Source organism: Acinetobacter sp. Leaf130, from assembly GCF_001423205.1.
Taxonomy (GTDB): Bacteria; Pseudomonadota; Gammaproteobacteria; order Pseudomonadales; family Moraxellaceae; genus Acinetobacter; species Acinetobacter calcoaceticus.
In genome coordinates, this window is sequence record NZ_LMOE01000001.1 from 519274 (window position 1) to 540949 (window position 21676).

Here is a 21676-nt window from a genome sequence, read left to right on the forward strand (position 1 = left end):
TGTATGAGTATAAAAGGATATTCATGTCTTTTTATACTCATACTTTCAACAGAAAGTTAATGCAAAGTTATAAATACATCTTACAGCGAATACCACTTGGAAATTTTACGCTATTACTTTTTATAGTTGCGCCCGTACTAAACGTACCTGAACTTGCATCAATGATTTGATCAACATGGTCAAGTTGAATGTTAGTAGTAAACTTTTCAAACGGGCTTTCAGGCACAATTTTTACTTTTTGACTCTTTTTAATCTGATTAAAATATTTTAAAGGCACAATTGCATTTACTTTAAATTGGTCAGTTTGAGCAATTTTTAAAATTGGATTTTTACCTTCGGTGGGACTGACTAAGCTACCGGCATGGATGTACTGTTGTATAACTACACCATTAAAAGGACTATAAATTTTTCTACGGTTTAAATCAGCTTGGCTTTGTTTATATTCATATTCGGCTTGCTTAATATTTTCTTGAGCTGATTGTAGCTCTGAACGTGCTTGTTGTAGTTCACTATAAGCATCTTCATATGCCTGACGGGAAACGAAATTTTCTGCCAATAGTTGTTTCATGCGTTGCACTTTACTTTCAGCATGTTCAATTTTAGATCTTGCTATATTGGCTGAACCCTTAAGTTGGGTTTTATAGTAAGCAGACTGAGTCGCAGATTTTTCAACACTTGATTCGATTTGAGCGAGAACTTGTCCTTTTTTAATAGGACTTCCTGCTTGTACAGGAACATTTTGTAAGACTCCCGTAATTGGACTCCGTACTTCAACAATTTTAGCTGGTTGTATCATACATGCGAAATTGATAGCTTCAGCATAAGTTGTACCGGATAAAAGAAGTGTAATAGGAAGAATAAGAGAATATTTCATTTAATAAATTTTTCCTGCAAAGCCAATTTGAGAATTTAATTTCTTGTCATGTTTAAACATGGATATACGGTTTCGGTAAGCACGTTTTTGACATTTTTTTTGCATACGTTTTACCGAAAAAATTAAAAAAATGTATTGCAAATATATGAAAGGAATTAAGTTTATAAACCTTATAAGCCATGGAATATTTTGCTGCATTAACTGATCTTCACCAGAAATATAGGCAACACATGATCCTTGATCACCTTGACGACCAGCTCGACCATAAAGTTGTCGGTCAATTCGAGCTGATTCGTGAAACTCCGTCAAAATGACATGTAGACCACCAGCTTGTTTTGTTTCAGGACGCAATTTAATATCTGTACCACGCCCAGCCATATTGGTGGCTATTGTAATTTTGCCACTATGTCCTGCTTCAGCAACAATTGAAGCTTCGTGTGCATCTTGGCGGGCATTTAATACAATATGTTCGATGTTCAGTCGGATAAGTGCTTCCGAAATAGCTTCGGAGGCTTCAATACTACGTGTACCGACTAAAACTGAGCGTTTTGTATCGGCAATTGCTTTAGCATGTTTTGCAATCGCCTGATATTTCTTTTCATTATTTTTAAAGTATCGGTGTCTAAATTGTTTGCGCTTTGACGGAATATTAGGAGGAATCTGACATACTTTTAAACGGTAGATCATCCACAGTTCCCGTGCAACTTCTAACCCAGTTCCTGTTAACCCTGATAAAAGTAAATATCTTCTAAAGAAACGTTGAAAAGTCATTCGGGCTAGAGTGTCTCGCCCCTTGGTGAGCTCAATATTTTCTTTAGCTTCGATGAGTTGATGCAATCCTTGTTCCCATGAACGATCAGCCATAATTCGGCCTGTAGACTCATCCACAATCTGAATTTTATTATCCTGAATAATATAATGCTGGTCTTTATGGTAAAGATATAAAGCAGTGAGTGCTTGTTTTACCAGTAACATTTTCCATGCATGGTTATACCAGATTGGTCTGACATTTTGAGGTAAGGGAACCTGCTTTTCTGGGGAAATATTTTCTATTTCAACATGGTGTTCAGATTCAAGTATCGTGAAATCAACATCTCGGATAAGCTGTTTTGCTTGGGCAATTGCCCAATGGATAATTGACGCTTCAATAAGCCCTTCGGTTTCTTGCGAAATCACCATTGGTGTTTGGGCTTCATCAATAAACACGCTGTCAGCTTCATCTACAATACAAAAGTGTAGGGCTGGTACAATCATCGTATCATCAGCAACTTTTCCGGTTGCCAATGAACGTAAATTTTCAATTTGTCTAGGTTGAGTACCTTTCCCCGAGATGTGGTCTTTTAAGTAATCAAAAACGATTTCATTTGCACTGACATAACAAATTTGCTTTTGATAGTTTTCTTTCCTTTCAGGAACTTCCATTTCACTATGAATTGCACCACTGCTGAGTTGAAAAAATTCAAATAGGGGACGTAATTCTTCTTCATCACGCTGAGCCAAGTACGCATTTGTAGTCAAAACATGAACAAAATTACCAGTTGCAGCCATAATGGTTGCAGCCATACTTGCGACAAGTGTTTTTCCTTCACCAGTAGGCATTTCAGCAAGTCTGCCTGTTAGTAATATATATGCCCCCATAAATTGAACAGGGTGAGGATAGATATTAAAAACACGAGAAATCGCCTCTCCAACACATGCAAATATTAAGGCGATAGACTGATTGTGATTGGTCTCGCGTGATAATAATTGAACTGTATATTGGAATTTCTGTACAAGCTGTGATTGGTCCAATTCTTTTAAAGTATCTTTATGGACTGCTATTGCTTGTGCAAATTTATGAATATCCCTTCTGGAAATTTTCTTTGCAGGAATCCAACCTAATAAGTTTGCAAAAAATATTTCAAGCTTATGTAGCTCTATATCTTTTTGTTCTACTCGCGCTACATTCGATAAATAAAAAGGGTGCAGTGACATATTTTTGATGGCACGTAGATTAGACATAGAATTGCTCCAAAAATAATTGACGCAATTTTCTAGTCCACTGCCATGCAAGAGGCGAGTAGCCTAAATGATAACGAACATACGCAACATCACCGAAAACAGAAGAGTCTAATGGTTGTGACAGTTGAATATCTAAATCAAAATAATTCTGTAAAGCTGTTTTGCCTTCCTGATCATTAGGATCAACTGTAATATTTCCACCCGCTTGACTACCTAATGCTGAAGATAAAAGTTTCTTTTGTGTTTGCGGGGTACTTCTAATGATTTTCCCTGTATAAATCACATCAAAATGATTTTTAAAGCGGATTTCAATATTTTTTAAGCGGTTCTGAATTAAATCATAATCTTGCTGTAAAACCGCACTACGAACAATTTGTGCTGGTTGATTAATAACATAACCAATAATGTCACCACGTTTATAGTATCTTTGCTTGATCTCAATAGCATCTTTAGCAAACCATTTTCCAGAAACTGTGCTCGTGACTTGAAGCTGTTTAATTTTATATTGGTACTGTTGAAGCTGCTGAACGGCACCTTGCTTTTGATATTCTAATTTGCGTCGTTGAGCCAGATCATCCAGAGAGGCTTGTCTAAGCTTGTAATCTAACTCTTCAACTTGAAGTTTTTGTAACTCATATTTTTCGAGTAAATCGGGGTTTGAAAGTTGAAAAAGGATTTGGTTTTGTTGAATCTGGTTGTTCTTAAAATTAATGGTTTGGATATGTCCTGACTCATTCGCACGAATAATCGATTCTTCTGGCATCCATACAATGGCTTGTTGGGTACTGTAATATGGAAACGGGATAATAAAAAATATAAGAACAATTGCCGCAATAATAATCCATAAACGTTGAATGGCCTGTTCACGATATTTTGACAAGGTCGCTCCTTGATAAATATGTTTTATTCCTTTGTATAGAGGTAAAACAATAGTCATAAAACCAGAGATAGCAGCCAGTATCACACCAAAGAAAAAGTACTTTTGTGCTATAAACCAGACTAAACTGAACATGATGGTGATGCGGTAAATAGGGGAAAGTAAACCGTAAATGAATAACCAAAATCTTTCATTATCAGTTGCATAAGGTGGCTGTACTGTTTTTGCGCCAAACAGATAACGGTCTGATAAATAAATCCAATATTTAGTCGCTCGACCTGCCAAATTGGGAATCTCAAGCAAGTCTGACAACATGTAGTAACCGTCATAGCGCATGAGTGGGTTACCATTTACTAATACTGTAGAAATAGTGGCAATAAAAATGACGTTGTAGGCAAATGCGTGAATCAAGCCAGACTCAGTAGAGAGCCAGATATAAATTGCGATTGCACCCAGTAAAAGCTCAGTGAGTATTCCGGCAGCCGATACCACAATCCTTTGCCATTTGGAAATGAAGTGATAAGAAGAGGTAGCATCGACGTAGGGAATGGGAATGAACATAATGAACATAAGTCCCATTTCTCTGACATTTCCATTCCAAGCTTTTATTGCTAAACCATGAGCAAATTCATGTATTAATTTAACAATTGGATATGTCAGCCAAAGAATAAAAAGATTACTGGTTGATAGCACTCGATCCGATAAATTACTCGTTAAACTTTGCCAGTGCTCACTCAGCAATAAAAGTGCAGGAGTTACGACTAAAAACCAGAGTAAAAATCCCCATACACTAAAAATGGAACACGCTAATTTGCTTAATTGACCAAAAAAAGCATCGGGATAAAGCAGAGGTATTTTTAGACTAATTGGGTTTAAAAATGATTGCTTTAATTTATTAAATTTTTGTTTTTTATAGCGCTTAAATAGTTCTTCAGAGTCAAAAGATACCTCAGTTTGTAATAAGTCATTGTTATAAAGCTGAGTTAGTAGTTGTACTAACTCATTTTGACTAATTGCCCTGTATTGTTGGTCGAGGTTGATGTTTTGCTTTTCAATATATTCAGCCGCTTTATCCCATATTTGCTCAACACTAGTTTTACCATCTAAAAGGGTAATCACAAACCATGTTTCGGGGTTAACTCTAACGAAGCGTTGTGACATTGGTTCAAATAATAAAAACCAAGCACGGCCTCGTAAAATACGTGGTAAAACCTCAACATTCTGTCGCAATTGAGGTTTTAAATGACGTACGAGATGCCAGTGTTCTGAAAACAAACTTTGCATGAATTTACCAACTTGACCAGATCTTTAATTTCATCCAATTAATGAAATCTCTTGACCAGCGAAAGAGTAGATTAGTTTTGCCAACTGTGATTTTCCCAATACCTTGCATACCGGGAGTTAGGGCAGGAGGAGAACCTATCCATGCTGCCTCGACTTTAAAGCCATTTATATTATTTTGAACTGAAGCAACTGGAGTAATACGAGTAATACGAATTGGAAAAGTTTGATCTGGTAAGCCAGTTAACTTTAGAACACCATTCTGGTTTTTTTGAATGAAATGAATGTCTTTATCAGCAACATGCAAAATGACTTTATAGGCATCTTGTGATGCGATCTGGAATAATTCTTTACCATCTTCAACAGGTGTTCCAATTTGTTGAATCCAGTCGCCGTCAATAACGGTTCCGGTAATTGGTGCAGTCACTTTAGTTTGATTAATCTTTCTTTGAATAGTCTGGATTTTTGCCTCTTGTTGCCTAATTTGATTGGCAGCTAAACCACTATCTGTCAAGTTCTGATCTGCCATAGCTACACGGAACTGATGCTGTGCTTGATCAAGTAAACTTTGTTGTTCAGCAATTTGTATTTTTAGATCAGTATTGTCGAGTTGGATTAGAGCTTGATCTTTTTTAACCTTATCACCAGGGCGGACAAATACCGTTTGTATAAAACCTTGAGTTGGTGCTGAAATAATCCAACGCGTTTTACTTTCAACATTTAGGTTGGCCGTGACTAACTTATCAACCGGAATTAAAGTAATACATAGTAGAAATACAACAATAAGGCCTGTAATAATTTTCCAAGTATAGTGACCTTCAGTACTATATTTTTTTAATATATTTTTTCCAGACTTAAAGCTATGTTGAAGAAGGCTTTGTTCGGATTGATACCAATGTTGTAAGAGCGGATGAATTAAATCGATATTACTTTTTAAGTACAAGCTTAAAGCATTATGTACTTCATATTGTTCAAAATCACGGTCTTTAGCCACTAAAATAGCCTGAATTTTTCCATGATGAAAAATAGGGTAGGCAAACCACTGATATTCTTTTAGTTCATGTTGTAAAAATAATGCTTGTAATGCAATTTCATTGAGTTTTTGCATCTCGGCTGCTCCTTTTTCTGTCCATGACAGTTCAGAGGAGACAGCCCATTTCACTTTGTGAGCATCTTTAACTAAGAAATAATTTAATTGAATATCCTGATATTGTGAAAATTGTCTACGAATTTGGGTCGTGGTTTGATTGACCCATTCTTGTGCCGCAATTTGGAACTGTGTTTGGTTAATGACATGTGCAAAAATTTCAAGAAGTTGTTCTGCTTGAATCGCATGTTGAAGCTTTTGACTTTGTTGCTCATAAAACAACCACCCCATACTGGTACGTATAAGTTCCAGCGTCGTTTCATGAATAGGTGGTGTGATTGATAAACCAAGATAAGAGGGCGAGCTAGAATTTATCAGTAAATAGCCAATAAGATAACCTTGTTCACTTTTTTGAATAACAACAGGTTTATCTAGTGTTAACTGTTGTTTTATTACATTCCATACTTCATTAATTTGAGAGTCTTCAAAAGCATGACTACCAAAATCTGTTAAATTTTCATAACATACAGCCAATACATTAATATTCAGACGTTTAAGGTTAAGTAACCAGTGCTGGATAGCATCTGGTAAATTTTGTAAATTATTATCTTGCATAATGAGAACTTAAGTGGGAAGAGGTTGAATAAAAAATATGGTCTATATCAATAATTTGCTGTTCAGTTAAAATACCTGTCGTAATTTTCAGTTTGATATAGTTCTGCCAAGCCTCATACCAAGCACTTAAACGTTCTTGCTTATTTTCAAAATATTTTGCTTGTGCTTCCAAGACCTCAGCATTTACTCGCATTCCTACTTCATAGGCACGCTTATTTGCAATCCATGCTTTTTGAGATGAGTCTTCAGCATCTTTCATACCGTTTGCTTTATTAATTGCAGATAAAGTGCTGTAAAAGGCATCGAGCATCTGTGCTTTTTGCTTTTGAGTTGAGAGTTGTAGCTCAAATCTACTTTTTTCTAAACTTGCTCTTTTTTCCTTAATTTTATAAGACGTTTCGGTGTTATACATTGGAATATTTAATTCAAAGCCATATAAGTAATCTAGGCCATTTTGTTTGCTGGTAAACGCAGAATCTTGTGAGTCCAGATTTCTAGTTAATTTCGCAGAAAAGTTTAAAACTGGATATCTTTCTGCTTCAGATTGTTTAATCTCACCTTTAGCAACATCTAGATTGAGTTCTGATAATTTAATTTGATTATTCTTTTCTAGAAGTAACTGATTGTAGTGTGCTTGATCTGTATATGAGAGAGGCGGGAGTTTTTCTAAAGATGTTTTATTTTCAATAAAACTGATGGTATCAGTCCCTATAAACTCGGCTAATATACTTTTTTCTTTCGCAATTTCAAAACGGATACTATTCTCCTGACTTTGCAGAGTTGATAGCTTTGCCTCAGCTTCTCTTAAATCAGTAATAGATACCATTCCCTGATTAAAATTTGCTGTTGCCATTTTCTTTTGTTCAATAACTAAAATTTGCTGTTGTTGAATAAGATTAAGCTTAGAGGTGAGATTTAAAATTTTAAAATACTGATCCACAATATTTTGTAAGAGTTCATTGTAGTTTGCTTGTAGCTGCTCTAAAGCAATTTTTTCTCCAATTTTATTTGTTTTAATTGCTTCATCTTGAGATTTGTTATAAACGGGAATTGAAAACTGAACCGCATAATTTCTTGCACGATAATCAGTTTCTTCACGGTTTGGTTGTTTATTAATTCCCCTTTTCTCTTGGGCAGAAAAATTGATTTTAGGGTCTTTACTGGCAAGTGCTTGGTTTGTTTTTTGTTTAGCAATTTCACTTTGAATATAAGCCAAGGGTAAATGCGGAGAATACAACTTTGCTTTATTAAATAATTCATATAAATCATCTGCTTGAGCAGTATTGATTGCTAAAAGAGAGAAAACCCCAATGAGTGTGTTTTGTAAAAATAAAGAAGTAATTTTGTTCATCATGTAAAAAAATGTATGTTTTTGTAATTTTCTCATAAAAATAATTAACTTGATAGAGTTATTCAAAATTGTTTTATGAAAATTATTTGTGATTATCTTAATTTTGAGATAAATAAATAAAAAAGAAAAGTGATTAATTAAGTCTGATTTAAATTGATTTTTAAACTGAAAGAAAAGTCATGTTTTGTTTTTAAAAATGTTGGTTGTTTAACATTTTTAAATAAAAGTAATCACATAAATTTTAGTCTGAAATATAATAGGTGTTATTTTAACAACATAAGAAATCTAACTATAGATGAGATTTTATACTTATCCCCGTGACCATCAAGTTTCTAATAAATATAGAACGTAGTTGATGAATGCAATCTATAGCCAGTTTATAAAACTAAAAACCGATGTTACCTTTCAAGACATCGAGCTATTTATATATGATTGAGGGTGCAATTATTTAGCTTTTAAGCGCAGATCAAGTTGGAGAGAGGGAAAGTACTGGATTGTTTTTTGGAGGGATTTATTTAATACCAATAAATGATTGAAATGAAAATTGCATGGCTCTTGAGATAAAGGATTACGTCAAAAAACCATGCAATTTATAAATAAAGTCTTTTAAAGACTTCGAAGCTTATTTAATTCGATACCATGTTTGGTTCCGACCAATTGCAGAGATACCAATGTATCCACGAGCGATAAGTTTGCTCCCATCTGGTGACATTGTTGCACTAAAGCGATATGTCTTATCAGACTGAGGGTCGAGGATAGATCCTTTGTCATATTTATTTTGACCGACGCTTTTTAAATTTTTGACGATGGTTAAACCAATTAAAGATTTGTTTTTGTAGGTACCTTCACACATCGTACATTTATTGGCTTCACTTGGAACGAGTATTTTTTCGATGTTAGCAGATAGATTACCATTTTTATCTTCGCTAAATCTTACCAGTGCTCTGGGTTCATTGGTTGCATCATCAATTGTTTTCCAAACACTGCCATGTAATTTGTCTGAAGCAAATGAATGAATCGAATAAAAGCTGAGTAAAAGTAATAATAAATATTTTTTCATATCAATAGTTTCTCTAATTAAAAACAGGTGGCTTTAATCGCCAGAATGATTCATTTTAAATTTAACTTCACAATTTTCTTTATATTGAATCAATAAGATAAATAATATGTAAAGTTATAATCTATTTCGCGTAATATTATTTCGATCATTTTTTTTATGCAATTGCGATAATGGACATAATTATTAAATATGGCCTTAAAAGCCGATGATCAGATTATTAATAATCTTTAGAAGGAGGGACGAGTAGACTGGTATACATTGTGATCAATGTTGACAAAATATGTGCTTAAAAGAAATAAAAAACATCAACTACTTTTTAAATTAGGGGGATTGCGTGTAATTCATCACAATTTATAAAAATAAGATGGAAATCATGTGTTTAGTATTGATTGACATTACCTAATATTAAGTCTTATAACTAAACGATCCTGAAAACTGTTTCTTTAGTAAGAACAGGGAAATAACAATATAAAGACGAATAGATATTAGAACGAAAATATAAGGAGAAGAAATGAAAGTCATTAAATACGCCTTATTTTCTCTTATGGGAATGCTGATAATAAATAGTGCAGATGCTGGAAATACATCTACAGCATTGAAGGTCAGTTTAACCATTGTAGAAACGTGTGAAGTTTCCACACAAGGAAATTTAGATTTTGGTTCAGTAGTTCGCTCTCAGCCAGTTGCTGGTGCAAGAACGGATGTATCTGTCCAATGTAGTCAAAATACACCGTATCAATTGGCGGTAACTTCAGACAATAACTTTGAACTTAAATCTGCTGCAAGCACAGCATCTGTTGCATATGTACTGTATCAAGATGCGGGCCATACCCAAATTTGGGGAGGGTCGGGAAGTAAAATACGTTCAGGAATTGCAACAGGAATGAAAGAAACTATTCCTATTCATGGGGCAATTACATCGAGTACCAATGTTCAGGCAACCAAGTATGAAGATTGGGTTCGTGTGAATGTCATATATTAAGAGTAGAAAAAATAATGATGAATATGAGAACCACCGAAATATTTAACAAATCAACAGCAACCGATACTCGCCATCCTTTTCAACAGGTGCTCGATGAACACACGGTAAAACCTGTTGTGTAGGATGGTCTACCGCCAGACGCCACAAATGTCCCGTCCCTAAATTTACAGGTTGGGCGTTAGATTTAGGCTGATAATGCAAATCAAAAAAATACTCTGCCAAGAAAGCTTCAAATTCAGCATCTGGGCCATCATGTAATTCTTTGAGCTTTTCTCTAATTTCTGGGATTAAAACTTTTTGTTCAACCTGATCATTGGACACAATATCGCTAGCAGCACCGTGATAAGTACATAAGAATGTATCGGTTTCAATGGGGGAGCGATCAACATGAAATGAATATACATCTGTTGAAATGAAATCTAGCTCTTCATCGCGTTCATAATGTTTAAGCAAATTAAGTACAGGTGATGCACCAAATTCAGTTAACTGCTCGATATCTTCTAAAATAGTTTCCCTTGCCAAATTGCCTTGTTCTGAAAGCGGTAGTGCTAAAAGGTCTTCAACAGTAACTTCTGTAATATTTTCTTTTAAATGAAGTTTATTCACAATTTCTTTAAAGTCACCAACCAAATTTCTGTGCCAACACATCGCATTTGCCTCTCCTTGAAACTTTGTATTTATAAGTTCAGGGAAGCTAGACACTTGTCTAATTTGATTGCTGTCAGAAAACGTATTCTTCATATGAGAATTAAATAAAATAATAGAGCATGTCTAATATTATAACCTGAGCTTAGTCGAAAATATTCTAGTCCAGCTTATTAAGTAGATTTAACCTTACTTCAGAAGCATATTATTTGCTTCTGAAGTAAGGTCTTTAAAAGTCGAGTAATTTATTTACCACTCATATTTCACACCCACTCGAAAATTAGTCGGAGCGCCGTAATAGCTATTTGTAGTGGCTAAATGGTATTTCTCATTAAATAAGTTATTAAGGTTGAAGTTGAGCATAAGATTATTGTTCACCTTATAACGTGCCATTAAGTCGACTAAAGCGTAACTTTCTTGAGTAAATCTACCCGTTGCAGAGACTGCATTTTTCTCATAAATTTCGCTTTGCCAACGAATGCCGCCCCCAATGGTAAGCGCTTCATCAAGATAAGGTAGGGTATAGGTGGTAAACAGTTTGGCTGTGTTATTTGGCACACCGGTATTTAATCGATTGTCTTGGCTATCTTTTGATAAGTTACGGCTAAAGCTTGTGGAAACTTGCCATAAATCAGTCAACTTACCTGTCGCTTCAATTTCAAAACCTCGGCTTTTTGTGCCAGATTCTGTTCGATAGGCTTGGGAACCATCTGGGGCAAATACATTGGTTAATGCAATCGCTGTATTGTCCTCTTTAGTTTGATAAATAGCAGCGCCAACATTTAACTGATTATCAAAAAACTCACCCTTAATCCCCAGCTCGATACTATTACCTATTAATGGTTCTATGTATTCACCTGTAACGGCTTTCTTATCTTGTGGTGAAAAAATATTGGTGTAGCTGGCGTAAGCAGTCCAGTTGTCAGTGAAATCATAGGTAATGCCGACATATGGAATCACCTTGCCACTTTCTTCTTGGGTTGTGTAGGTGGTCTTATTGTTAGCATCTGAATGGTTGCCCGTTACGCGTTCCCAGTCTTCAATTCGAGTGCCTAAAATAACTGCAAGATTATCGGTTGCTTTAAGACGAACAGCACCAAAAATAGATTGGCTACGGTCATCTCCACTGTACCAGCCATCTATTTTTGTTTCGGGGCGGTTGGGTGTACTGCCATCCCAAGCAAAAATATTTTTTAGAGTGCCATCCCATGTCATTTTGCCGCCAACTGAGTTATTCCAGCCAGAATAGGTGGGGCGTTTATTTTTACTTTTTGTGTAGGTTGTGCCGAGTACTACATCATGAGTTTGATTAAACAAATCAAATGAACCATTTAAAGTTAAATTAAATAAGTCTTGAGTAGGGCGATAATCCCAGCGAGTTGCATACAACATCGCACCGCTACCGGTGGCTTTATCGATTCCTTTACTTGAGTAGGTATAGCCCACAATTTCGTCAGAATCTGTAATGGTTCTAGACACCACACCTTTTAATTTCCAGCGGTCATTAAACTGATGTTCAATATCTGCAAAGTAAGATGTAGTAGAACGGTCAGAACCCGTCCAACTCGCTGCTGCTGAATCTGAACGTGACCAGTCGATTAATGTCCCGTCGGTATAAAAGCTAGGTAAACCACCTCTAGCAACGCCAGTCATGTCAATTTGTTGATAGCTAGCACCTAAACTGCCTTTGGTTTTGTCGGTTAAATCGGCTTCTACTACGGCATAAGCAACTTTACGTTCTTCGTTGTAGCGATCGATATAGGAGTCTGATTTTTGGTAGGCAAATAGGGTACGACCACGAATAGTCCCAGACTCATTAAGTGGTGTGGAAACATCAATATCGGTACGGTAAGAATCCCAAGAACCAATGTCAGCACTCACCGAAGCTTTAAAGTCCTGTAATGGTTTTTTCCGGACTAGATTGATACTTGCGCTTGCACTTCCAGCACCTGTCATTAAGCCATTTGCACCTCGCACAACCTCTACACGGTCAAATAAAGCCATGTCCTGACTTTGGAAAATACTTGAATATGAACTCATGAGCTTCACGCCATCGAGTAAATAACTATCTACTTCTTTACCGCGAGCGTAAATAGGGGAATTATCACTACCAATATTTCCGCCTTGTTTAATAGAAAGGCCTGCCGCCTGACTGACCACATCGGTTAGTTGTGTCAGGTTCTGATCTTTCATTTGTTGATTGGTGATTACACTGACCAATTGAGGCGTTTCTTTCAGACTTAATGCTAAGCCAGTAGAAGCAGTGGTGGCTTTTGCCGTATATAAACCTGAACCTTCGGTTGTTAGGTTTTCGCCATGATCGGCATTAATATGAATTGTTGCTAAATGGGCTGTACCTGCTTCACCACCCGCCGTATCAAATTCTTTACTGCTATTTGCTTTGGTTTTAATCGTTTCCAACTGAAAAACTTTGGGTTCAATCGGAGCGGGAGAAGACTTCACTCGAATGCTATAGCCGCCATTGTTGACTTTAATGGCTTCAAATGGGTGACTTTGCAATAAAAGGTTTAAGGCATCATCAACAGCATAATTCCCTTTAAGCGCTTTGTTTTTTGTTTTTGAAAGGCTGGCATTATCGTAGCTAATGGTTGTACCCGTTTGAATCGCTAGTTGCTTAATGGCCTGATCAAGGGTGCTTTGATTAATTGAAATACGATAAGTTTGCGCAGCGTAAGCAGAAGTTGTGGTAAGCGCCGTGACCACCAAGGGCGTACTCCACAGCACTGCACGTATAGCCAAAGCCAATTTACTTTTTGCTTGATAATCCTTCATGTGGTCTTCTCGACAGAGAGTGTATTTCTCTATAAGTCGAACCAGATCAAAAAAAGGGTCATGTTTTTTTATCTTTTTTTAATATTTAACAGATAAGGACTGTAATAGGTCAATTCAAGTTGATGACTATAGGCCAAAGTTTCTAAGCTTTGCTCAGGATTTTTTAGAGAAAACACGCCAGAAATCTTAATATCTTTCAATTCCGGATCAATGCTATAGGTTCCTTTTTTATAGCGGAATAGTTCATCCAACACTTTTTGTAGTGGCCATTGATCTACGACCAAAAGTTGTTGGGTCCAGTACGGCTGATCATTATCGAGTGGGAGTGATTTTGAAATATATTTTTCATCAAAAAAAGCACGCTGGCCTTGTTTTAGAATCTGCCGTTTAGATGAGTTCTCTGGTTCAATTGCTACAGCATGTTTATAGACTTTAACTTTTGTTTGTTCGCTATTTTCTTGTCTCACTGAAAATTGAGTACCTAAGGCTTCTACTGAACCATTCTTGGTTTCGACAATAAATGGCCGATGTTGAGCATCCTTTGCCGTTTCAATATAAATTTCCCCATCAATCAGTTTTATTTGACGTGTCTCTTGCGTGAAATTTACATCGACATAGCAATTACTTGCCATAATGAGTTGAGAACCATCTTTTAACGATACTTTTTTAATTTCACCCACTTTGGTGTGATAGTCGGACTGCCATTTTTCCCAAGGGATGAAATATACCGACAAACCAACAATGGCTAAGCCCGAAAGACTTAACAGCATATTGCGTTTTGCAGCAAGATTAAATTTTTGATTGGACTGGACTAAAGCTCCGGAAGGGAAGTTGCCTGCAAGGTTTGTTAAGCCATGACTAAATTTTTCCATTTGCAGGAGTGCTAATTGATGTTCTTTTTTTTCAGCTTTCCATTGCTCAAACTGTTGCTGTTGTAACGCTGTCATTTCCCCTGAATGCAAAAGTACCAACCAATCTGCGGCTGCATCTAAAACATGATGAGGGATTTTCGTAATATCTGACATAGGGTAGAAATTTAAGCACGTTTAACGGGTTTAATTATAGAGGTCTATACATGCCAAAAAAGCTTGTTTCATATCTCTTTTTACCGTGGCCTCAGAAACATTGATTTTTTCACTAATTTCTCGGTAAGTCATGCAGTCTAGTTGCGACATCAAAAACACTTGAGCCGTTCGGGTGGGGAGTTTTTCTAATATTAAATGAACCTGATACAAGGTTTCTTGAATATAAACTTCATGTTCGGCAGAGGGGTAATATTCTTCCGGAAGATGTTGTAGGGCATCGAGATAGAGATTTTCAATATGTTGACGGCGCCAATGGTCAATAATGACATGCTTGGCGATTCCCATTAGCCATGCTTGTGGCTCTTTAATTTGTTTAAAACTATATTCACTTTTTAAAGCACGATAAAACACTTCCTGACTCAGGTCTTCAGATTGATGATGATGCTGAAGCTTATGTTTAAACCATGACAAGAGCGTGGTTTGCTGAGAACGGTAAATTTGGCTAAACCATACTTGTTTATCTACATTCAGGTTCATAGCAGAGGAGCCCACAAATTGGTAATGAGTAGCACAATTAAACAAACATTTAAGATATTCTTAAATAGTAATGATAATTATTATTAATATCAATCATTGAAACGATATATTCTAAAAATGGTAATGTTCTAATTTTTCACTATTTAAAGCCTGTACCTTAGTCGCTGAGGCATGTATCGTTAGGGAATAATACTTTAAAATTATAGGGTGATTGAAAAAGCAACATCATTCAATTAAACAACTGGACTGTACCACCACAATTAAAACAACACTGATCTCAAGTCGAATCATATAAAGAACAAGGGAATAAAACATGAAGTTTTATTGGTGAATATTGAAAAGGAAAATCAATGATCAAGATGGGGGTCTATGAAGAAATATTTTACGGTTGATTTATTTATGATAGCTTCGTCTTACTTTAAAAAACGTCAGAAAAATTACCGTGCCGTAAAGGATCAGCAGCTTACAATCGCAGCAAAAGCGAATATCTTTATTTGCATTATTTTTTGCTTGTTTTGGACCATATATTTCGCATTTTCTCAAATGTGGTTGATTGTTGGTATGGATATCTTTTTTACACTGATCTCCATATTTAGTCTTTTTCTCATTTATATAAACCGTGTTTCAGCGGGCATTCTTTTATCTCAAGTCGTTTTGCTTGTTTTTCCAGTCATTTTTTGCTTATTTTTTGATGTAGCTACAAATGACCGTCCGCAGGTTGCTCAATTGTTTTTACCTGCTGGGGCGATATTGGGATATTTAAATTACCGTAGAAATCCAAGCTTTTTACAAATCGTTTTAATTCTATTGTCGATTGGGTGCTTTATATTTTTTAGTGGCAGCTCTTTTAATCTTGAGAGCGCTATACCTTTGCCCGAAGATATTCGTGACCATGGTGGATGGATTGCAACTTGTGTCGCTACGCTCATGATTTGTATTTCAATTTATACCATGCAATTAGAGATACAAACAGAAAATACCATGGTGCAAGACCTACGTTTAGCACTGGCAAAAGAACAATTTGAGCTTTTCTATCAACCACAAATCAATGCTTCTGAAACACTAATTGGCGCAGAAGCTTTATTACGATGGCAACATCCTGTTTTAGGTTATGTTCCCACAAAAGATTTTATTCCCGCGGCTGAAACTTTTGGGTTAATGCCAGAGATTGGGGAGTGGGTATTGGCTCAAGCCTGCAAAGTTTTAAAAGATTGGAGTAAAAAAGACGAGACCAAAGATCTTACACTTTCAATCAATATTAGTGCTGATCACTTCATGCAACCAAACTTTGATCAGACTGTGATCGGGCTGATTCAGCAGTATGAGATAAATCCATCTCGACTCATATTAGAAATCACTGAAAATATTGCTTTAAATAATTGTGTGAGCGTCATCGAAAAAATGCATATCTTATCTAAACAAGGAATTCAGCTTTCTCTTGATGATTTTGGTACAGGATATTCATCTTTAAGCTATTTACAGAAGATGCCCATTAGACAAATCAAGATTGATCGGAGCTTTGTACAAGCAGCTTTGGATGATAAACGTAGTAATAAATTAGTCACTGGTATTATTAAAATTGGACTAGATTTGAACCTACAAGTGTTAGTAGAAGGAATTGAAACTGCTGAACAGTTTAGCGCTTTTAAAAACAATGGCTGCACGGAGTTTCAAGGCTATTTATGGGGATGCCCCATGCCTTTAAAAGATTTTCTTAAACAAGTGTCATATCTGAATAGTTTGGATTAGTTTTTGATTTAATTGGATTTTATTCTTATTCTTATGAGTTTTTAAAATAAAAAAAGAGAGCTTGAGCTCTCTTTTTTCTTAACTTTGTTATGTTTGTTTATTGCGTTTAGCTCAATGCTTCTTAAATTAGCTGATAATTTAAGGATCTTACTTTTTATCCAAAGAGATAGTTCCAGGACCAGTGAACGCTAATAAAATGAATCCCCCAATAATGCTTATATTCTTGTAAAAATTAATCATATTAGGATGAACGGCATCACCTGTCATATTCCAATATGCATGGCCGATAATTGCAGTTCCTAATGTGTATAAAGCAAAAATTAAAGCAATTGGACGGGTAAAGAAGCCAAGCACAATAAGAAGAGAACCACCTACTTCCATTGCTACAGCAATAGCGGCTGCAAGAACAGGAAGAGGGGTATGTAATGATTGCATGTAACCCACGGTTCCCTCAAACCCAATCAATTTTGGTATACCTGAGATGAGAAAAAGAGCAACTAGCAGTACACGTGCAAGTAATAATAAAATTGATCTGGCACTTTTTAGCTCAAAATATTGTAAGTTATTCATATGAAATACACCTTATATGTATATTGTTGATAGTGTGATAGAGAGCACCTTTAATCATTTTTGATAGTTCTAATTAGAGTGGCTGCACTCTTATAATTCTATATCGATAGCCGAATCAGCCCATACCAAACATGGTGTTCCTGAGTATGAGTATAGTATCACCTAGAATGTTTCACAATTGCACCCTCTGAACCTAGATATCCTTGTCTTTAAAGAATTTCCTTATCCATTTGCTTATGAGCAGTTCCGACCTATAAAACTGCAAATATATTATTTAGAATAAATTTAAATTAACTAGTTATATGTAATAACAACTAAACATTAATGATGAAAGATACGGATATTTATTAAACGGGTCACATCATGTCAAGCTTTAAAATAAATACACTTTTACTTTCTCTTATCTCTTGTTCGGTCTTTTTTTCAGGGTGTAATGACAGCAATTCTTCTGATGATAATTCGACAGCAAATCAAGAAATACCCGCAGCGCCAAAGGGTGTAGGTTTTGAGGATAATGCTCCAGTCCCATCAAATATCACCACCATTGTAGATTCGTGGATGACCAATCAACGTGGCGATGCGCGGTATGCAACGGTTGAAACAAATGCTGGTGTACGTGTGCTGAGTGGTTTTTTAGAGGTATGGACGCCATCAAGTTTATTTGTAGATGCAGGCCAATCTGCTGAGGCAAAAGACGGCTTTCCTGCGGTAGTCGCATCAAACTGGACAGGTCTACCGGGTGACAGTACGGACGGTACAAAAAAGAATGCGGATGTATTGAACTACAACATTAATTATTCAATTCAGACCACGCATAAGCGTACAGAAGAAGAAGCTATTCGTGCCTATTTAGATGATAGACGTGGGAAAAGTTATAGCGTAACGACAGGGATGGGAGTATTAACCGATCCATGGCGAAAACTCACTGGGCAGACCACCACAATCAATTCAGTGCCAGCCGATGCCGCACAAGTAAAATATGATGACAAAGGAAATAATAGTGGGCTGACGACGGCTGATGGAAACGCCAACTTTGGTAAAGTCGTTGAATTTGTTCAAGTGATGGGAAATAACTCATCGACGGAGTCTGCAAAACGTTTTTATAAATATGCACGTCCGTGGCGCTGGAGTTCTGAAGTTATTGTAGTGCCTAGTTTAGAGTCTGCAAAAAGTAGTACGCCCGCAACTGACGGTGGATTCCCAAGTGGACACACAGCTGAAGCTGGTCGAAATGCAATTGCAATGGCTTATTTAGTGCCTCAGCGTTATCAGGAACTAATCGCTCGTGGTTTAGATTTGGGTGATTCACGTATTATTGCGGGAATGCATTCAGCGATGGACGTAATTGGCGGACGACTTCAGTCGATTGCCGCAGATGTTGCAAACTTAAATGCCATGACTGTAGAGCAACGAAAAGAAGCTTATTTACAAGCTCAAACACAGCTTATGAAAGAAACCAATAGCTCAACGTTTGAGTCGTTTAATAGTTTGTCTAAAACACCTTATGACGCGAATGACCGTTTTGCCGATATTGAAAAATTAAAACAGCAGGTCAATCACTGGATGACCTATGGTTTTAACCAAATTGGCGATAAAACAAAAATAGCCACTGTGCCTAAAGGAGCCGAAGTTTTATTAGAAACCCGACTTCCTTATTTAACAGCCGATCAGCGCCGTGTAGTTCTAAAATCGACTGCGCTTGCTTCGGGTTACCCAGTCATGGATGACGTAGAAGGATACGGTCGTTTAAACCTGTTTAGAGCGGGCGCAGGTTATGGCAGTTTTGATGGTGACGTAAATCTGACCATGGATGCAAGTTTAGGCGGCTTTAGCCAATATGACCAATGGAGTAATGATATTACGGGTGCAGGTAAACTGACCAAATCAGGCACGGGAACTTTGGCACTCACAGGAAATAACGCATTTACGGGCGGTATTGATTTAAAGCAAGGTGGTTTAGAAATATTATCTGAGCATGGTGCTGGTCAAGGCGATATTTATATGCATGAAAATAGCCTATTAAAAACTAACTCAGCTAAAACAGTTAACATTGCTGGTCATTTAACTCAGCTTGCAGGGACCACATTCAACATCACGTTTAAATCGAATGCACTTCCAGCAGTTCAGGTAGCAAATACCCTGACTTTAAATGGAACATTGCAGCTCGTCACAAAAGACAATTTAGCGGCAGGAACGTATACGGTGTTATCAGCTAAAAAAGTCCAAGGCACCTACAAAAAAGTGACACTGAATGGCAAGGATATTACGCCAATCTATCAAAATAATAGCGTTAAGTTCACGGTGTCATAAGCGTAACTGGGATAACCAATACCCATAGTTAAAATTTAATTGGGCCACTCCAGAAGTGTAATTAAACAATTCTGAAGAGTGGCCCGACTAAGCAATATGTTTGAATAATCGAAAAATCTATCTACATACGAATTTTGCTATAGATAGATTTTACATTCTCGGGACTAATTGCCAGCATGTGAATCGCGCCATGAATCATTCCGTCTAACAAATGAAAGTTCACCTGAATACCGGAATCCCACAGTTTTTGAGCATATCTTTCACCGTCATCGCGAACGGGATCATATTCACAAACAAAAATGGTTGCATCCGGCAATCCATCTAAAGACTGAGCGAGTAACGGGCTTACAAGTTCATTCTGTTTTTCACTTTCATGCGGCACATATTGATCCCAGCAATAAACCATTGTGGATGAGTCCAAACCATAACCTTCGGCGTATTGGCTATAAGAATTACTACTCATCGTGGCATCTAAGGCTGGGTAGAACAGAAGTTGATGGCTCACCTTAATTTCTGGATGTTGTTTTGCCATGAGACATGTGGCCGCAGCTATGTTTGCGCCCGCACTATCTCCACCTACAGCAATACGGTTTGGATCAATTCCAAACAGTGAAGCATTCTCATGGATATAGCAGAATGCCATAAAAAAATCATTTAGAGGAGTTGGAAACTTAAACTCTGGAGCCAATCGATAGTCCACAGAAAACACAACCAGTTGAGTGGATTCTGCTAATAACCGACACGAGCGGTCCCATGCATCTAAACTTCCCAGACACCAGCCTCCACCATGAGCAAAAACTAAAGCGGGCCGTTGCTCAGTGTTTTCTAGGGAATGGGGAACATAAACACGAACCTCAATTTCCATACCATCTGAAACAGCAACATGAAAACTTTGCTGATAGCTGGCATCATGATGAATGCCTTGCTGATCAATAATGTCTTTATTTACTTGTTCCCTTAGCTCTTGCAACGAGTTTACAGCCTGTGTGGTTGGTCTGGACTTAAGCCAGCTTTCAATTTCAGCAAGTAGAGGCATGGCTTTTTTCCTGCTGTAAAAAATCTAAAATGAGAGAGCTAAATGTTTCTGACTGTTCTTCCATAATGAAATGACCGCAGTCTTTTACAATCGCACTGGTTAAATGCGGTGAAACCTTTTTCATGGTTTCATAAGGTGCATTGTCTGTGGCATGTTCAGCGCCTATGGCTAAAACTGGCATGTCTAAGCTTTTAGTTTCTCTAATTTTATTTTGACGTATGGTCTCTGGAATAGAACGGTAATAATTAAAACCCGCTGTTAATCGACCCGGAATTTTATAGGCTTCAATATAAGTTTCAATCGCCACTTTATCTTTGTGCCACGACCATTTATCAAACATATAATTTAAATAAGTATCTTCACGGCCCGCGATTAAGGCTTCGGGTAAATCTAAGGTCTGGTTAAACATGAAATGCCAAAGAAAAATATTTTCACTCGGCTCAACAAAAATAGGAGGTGCGGGCGCTAAACCGGGAATCACTGCTTCTGTTACCGCAAGACGAGTCACTGACTCAGGAAAGTCAGATGCAAGCGCATAGGCAACCCACATGCCAATGTCGTGACCAACAACCGAATAAGTTGGATATTCAAGTTCAGCCATGAGCATTGATAAAATTTTAGCGATACGCCCCGTATCGTAACTTCCATCCAGTGGAGCTGAATTTCCTGTTCCGGGTAAATCAACTGCGATTGCTCGATAACCCTGTTTCGCCAGTTCAACCATGACTTTGTGCCACGCGTACCATGTTTGTGGCCAACCCGGAATCAGTAATACAACTGGACCTTCCCCTAAGGTGACGTAGTGTAATTTTTTACTTTCGATGTGAATGTAATGATGTTGGAATTCGTTATACGAGTTTTCATTGAATAGGTGATTTTTCAT

At 36.9% G+C, this 21676-nt stretch carries 16 protein-coding genes; 3 read left to right on the plus strand and 13 right to left on the minus strand.

Going from position 1 to position 21676, the window contains the following annotated elements:
* Window positions 1-67 precede the first annotated feature (67 nt).
* The 6 genes from ASF86_RS02115 to ASF86_RS02140 form a co-directional block, all read right to left on the minus strand.
* Window positions 68-874: an efflux RND transporter periplasmic adaptor subunit gene (locus ASF86_RS02115; RefSeq protein ID WP_056478933.1), complete on the minus strand. Its 807-nt coding sequence runs from the start codon at window positions 872-874 to the stop codon at window positions 68-70.
* On the minus strand, window positions 875-2875 hold the full coding sequence (locus tag ASF86_RS02120) for a hypothetical protein (RefSeq protein WP_056478935.1): 2001 nt from the start codon (window positions 2873-2875) through the stop codon (window positions 875-877).
* Window positions 2868-5036 carry a site-2 protease family protein gene (locus ASF86_RS02125; RefSeq protein ID WP_056478938.1) on the minus strand — a complete coding sequence of 723 codons (2169 nt, stop codon included), beginning with the start codon at window positions 5034-5036 and terminating at the stop codon, window positions 2868-2870. Before ASF86_RS02125 ends, ASF86_RS02120 begins: the two co-directional genes overlap by 8 nt.
* Window positions 5037-5040: 4 nt before the next feature.
* Complete coding sequence (locus tag ASF86_RS02130; protein WP_056478941.1) at window positions 5041-6735, minus strand: efflux RND transporter periplasmic adaptor subunit; 1695 nt, start codon at window positions 6733-6735, stop codon at window positions 5041-5043.
* Window positions 6725-8089 (minus strand): TolC family protein, encoded by a 1365-nt coding sequence (locus ASF86_RS02135; RefSeq protein WP_056478943.1) that lies wholly within the window; start codon window positions 8087-8089, stop codon window positions 6725-6727. The genes ASF86_RS02130 and ASF86_RS02135 overlap by 11 nt, the downstream gene beginning before the upstream one ends.
* 619 nt (window positions 8090-8708) lie before the next feature.
* Window positions 8709-9146: a DUF2147 domain-containing protein gene (locus ASF86_RS02140; protein WP_005041742.1), complete on the minus strand. Its 438-nt coding sequence runs from the start codon at window positions 9144-9146 to the stop codon at window positions 8709-8711.
* Between the two features lie 511 nt (window positions 9147-9657).
* Between ASF86_RS02140 and ASF86_RS02145 the strand changes: the two genes are divergently transcribed.
* A complete protein-coding gene (locus tag ASF86_RS02145; protein ID WP_056478946.1) occupies window positions 9658-10128 on the plus strand; it encodes a spore coat U domain-containing protein in 471 nt (156 codons plus the stop codon).
* Between the two features lie 42 nt (window positions 10129-10170).
* Here ASF86_RS02145 and ASF86_RS02150 read toward each other — a convergent pair whose 3' ends face one another.
* The 4 genes from ASF86_RS02150 to ASF86_RS02165 all read right to left on the minus strand — a co-directional run bounded on the left by ASF86_RS02150 (window position 10171) and on the right by ASF86_RS02165 (window position 15128).
* Window positions 10171-10869, minus strand: a complete 699-nt coding sequence (locus ASF86_RS02150) for a DUF1826 domain-containing protein (RefSeq protein WP_056478949.1) — start codon at window positions 10867-10869, stop codon at window positions 10171-10173.
* 153 nt (window positions 10870-11022) lie between these two features.
* The gene (locus tag ASF86_RS02155) at window positions 11023-13566 is read right to left on the minus strand and encodes a TonB-dependent siderophore receptor (protein ID WP_056478951.1); all 2544 of its coding nucleotides are present in this window, start codon (window positions 13564-13566) and stop codon (window positions 11023-11025) included.
* Window positions 13567-13634: 68 nt separating this feature from the next.
* A complete protein-coding gene (locus ASF86_RS02160; protein ID WP_056478952.1) occupies window positions 13635-14591 on the minus strand; it encodes a FecR domain-containing protein in 957 nt (318 codons plus the stop codon).
* A gap of 30 nt (window positions 14592-14621) precedes the next feature.
* A complete protein-coding gene (locus ASF86_RS02165) occupies window positions 14622-15128 on the minus strand; it encodes a sigma-70 family RNA polymerase sigma factor (RefSeq protein WP_056478954.1) in 507 nt (168 codons plus the stop codon).
* Between the two features lie 369 nt (window positions 15129-15497).
* Here ASF86_RS02165 and ASF86_RS02170 point away from each other — a divergent pair, with 369 nt between their 5' ends.
* Window positions 15498-16877: an EAL domain-containing protein gene (locus ASF86_RS02170; protein ID WP_056478957.1), complete on the plus strand. Its 1380-nt coding sequence runs from the start codon at window positions 15498-15500 to the stop codon at window positions 16875-16877.
* A gap of 147 nt (window positions 16878-17024) precedes the next feature.
* Here the strand turns inward: ASF86_RS02170 and ASF86_RS02175 are convergent, their stop codons facing one another.
* Entirely contained in the window at window positions 17025-17447 is a 423-nt protein-coding gene (locus tag ASF86_RS02175; RefSeq protein ID WP_056478960.1) for a DoxX family protein, read from the minus strand.
* Window positions 17448-17810: 363 nt separating this feature from the next.
* On the opposite strand from ASF86_RS02175, the gene ASF86_RS02180 reads away from it, so the two are divergent.
* A complete protein-coding gene (locus ASF86_RS02180) occupies window positions 17811-19757 on the plus strand; it encodes an acid phosphatase (RefSeq protein WP_056478962.1) in 1947 nt (648 codons plus the stop codon).
* 121 nt (window positions 19758-19878) lie between these two features.
* Here the strand turns inward: ASF86_RS02180 and ASF86_RS02185 are convergent, their stop codons facing one another.
* Both ASF86_RS02185 and ASF86_RS02190 read right to left on the minus strand, forming a co-directional pair.
* Complete coding sequence (locus ASF86_RS02185; RefSeq protein ID WP_056478965.1) at window positions 19879-20793, minus strand: alpha/beta hydrolase; 915 nt, start codon at window positions 20791-20793, stop codon at window positions 19879-19881.
* The gene (locus ASF86_RS02190; protein WP_056478968.1) at window positions 20777-21676 is read right to left on the minus strand and encodes an alpha/beta fold hydrolase; all 900 of its coding nucleotides are present in this window, start codon (window positions 21674-21676) and stop codon (window positions 20777-20779) included. The genes ASF86_RS02185 and ASF86_RS02190 overlap by 17 nt, the downstream gene beginning before the upstream one ends.

Coding starts and splice junctions, on each gene's coding strand:
- ASF86_RS02185 (WP_056478965.1), bottom strand. CDS start 20,793: ATGCCTCTACTTGCTGAAATTGAAAGCTGGCTTAAGTCCAGACCAACC.
- ASF86_RS02140 (WP_005041742.1), bottom strand. CDS start 9,146: ATGAAAAAATATTTATTATTACTTTTACTCAGCTTTTATTCGATTCAT.
- ASF86_RS02190 (WP_056478968.1), bottom strand. CDS start 21,676: ATGAAAAATCACCTATTCAATGAAAACTCGTATAACGAATTCCAACAT.
- ASF86_RS02130 (WP_056478941.1), bottom strand. CDS start 6,735: ATGCAAGATAATAATTTACAAAATTTACCAGATGCTATCCAGCACTGG.
- ASF86_RS02180 (WP_056478962.1), top strand. CDS start 17,811: ATGTCAAGCTTTAAAATAAATACACTTTTACTTTCTCTTATCTCTTGT.
- ASF86_RS02155 (WP_056478951.1), bottom strand. CDS start 13,566: ATGAAGGATTATCAAGCAAAAAGTAAATTGGCTTTGGCTATACGTGCA.
- ASF86_RS02175 (WP_056478960.1), bottom strand. CDS start 17,447: ATGAATAACTTACAATATTTTGAGCTAAAAAGTGCCAGATCAATTTTA.
- ASF86_RS02115 (WP_056478933.1), bottom strand. CDS start 874: ATGAAATATTCTCTTATTCTTCCTATTACACTTCTTTTATCCGGTACA.
- ASF86_RS02165 (WP_056478954.1), bottom strand. CDS start 15,128: ATGAACCTGAATGTAGATAAACAAGTATGGTTTAGCCAAATTTACCGT.
- ASF86_RS02135 (WP_056478943.1), bottom strand. CDS start 8,089: ATGATGAACAAAATTACTTCTTTATTTTTACAAAACACACTCATTGGG.
- ASF86_RS02170 (WP_056478957.1), top strand. CDS start 15,498: ATGAAGAAATATTTTACGGTTGATTTATTTATGATAGCTTCGTCTTAC.
- ASF86_RS02145 (WP_056478946.1), top strand. CDS start 9,658: ATGAAAGTCATTAAATACGCCTTATTTTCTCTTATGGGAATGCTGATA.
- ASF86_RS02120 (WP_056478935.1), bottom strand. CDS start 2,875: ATGTCTAATCTACGTGCCATCAAAAATATGTCACTGCACCCTTTTTAT.
- ASF86_RS02125 (WP_056478938.1), bottom strand. CDS start 5,036: ATGCAAAGTTTGTTTTCAGAACACTGGCATCTCGTACGTCATTTAAAA.
- ASF86_RS02150 (WP_056478949.1), bottom strand. CDS start 10,869: ATGAAGAATACGTTTTCTGACAGCAATCAAATTAGACAAGTGTCTAGC.
- ASF86_RS02160 (WP_056478952.1), bottom strand. CDS start 14,591: ATGTCAGATATTACGAAAATCCCTCATCATGTTTTAGATGCAGCCGCA.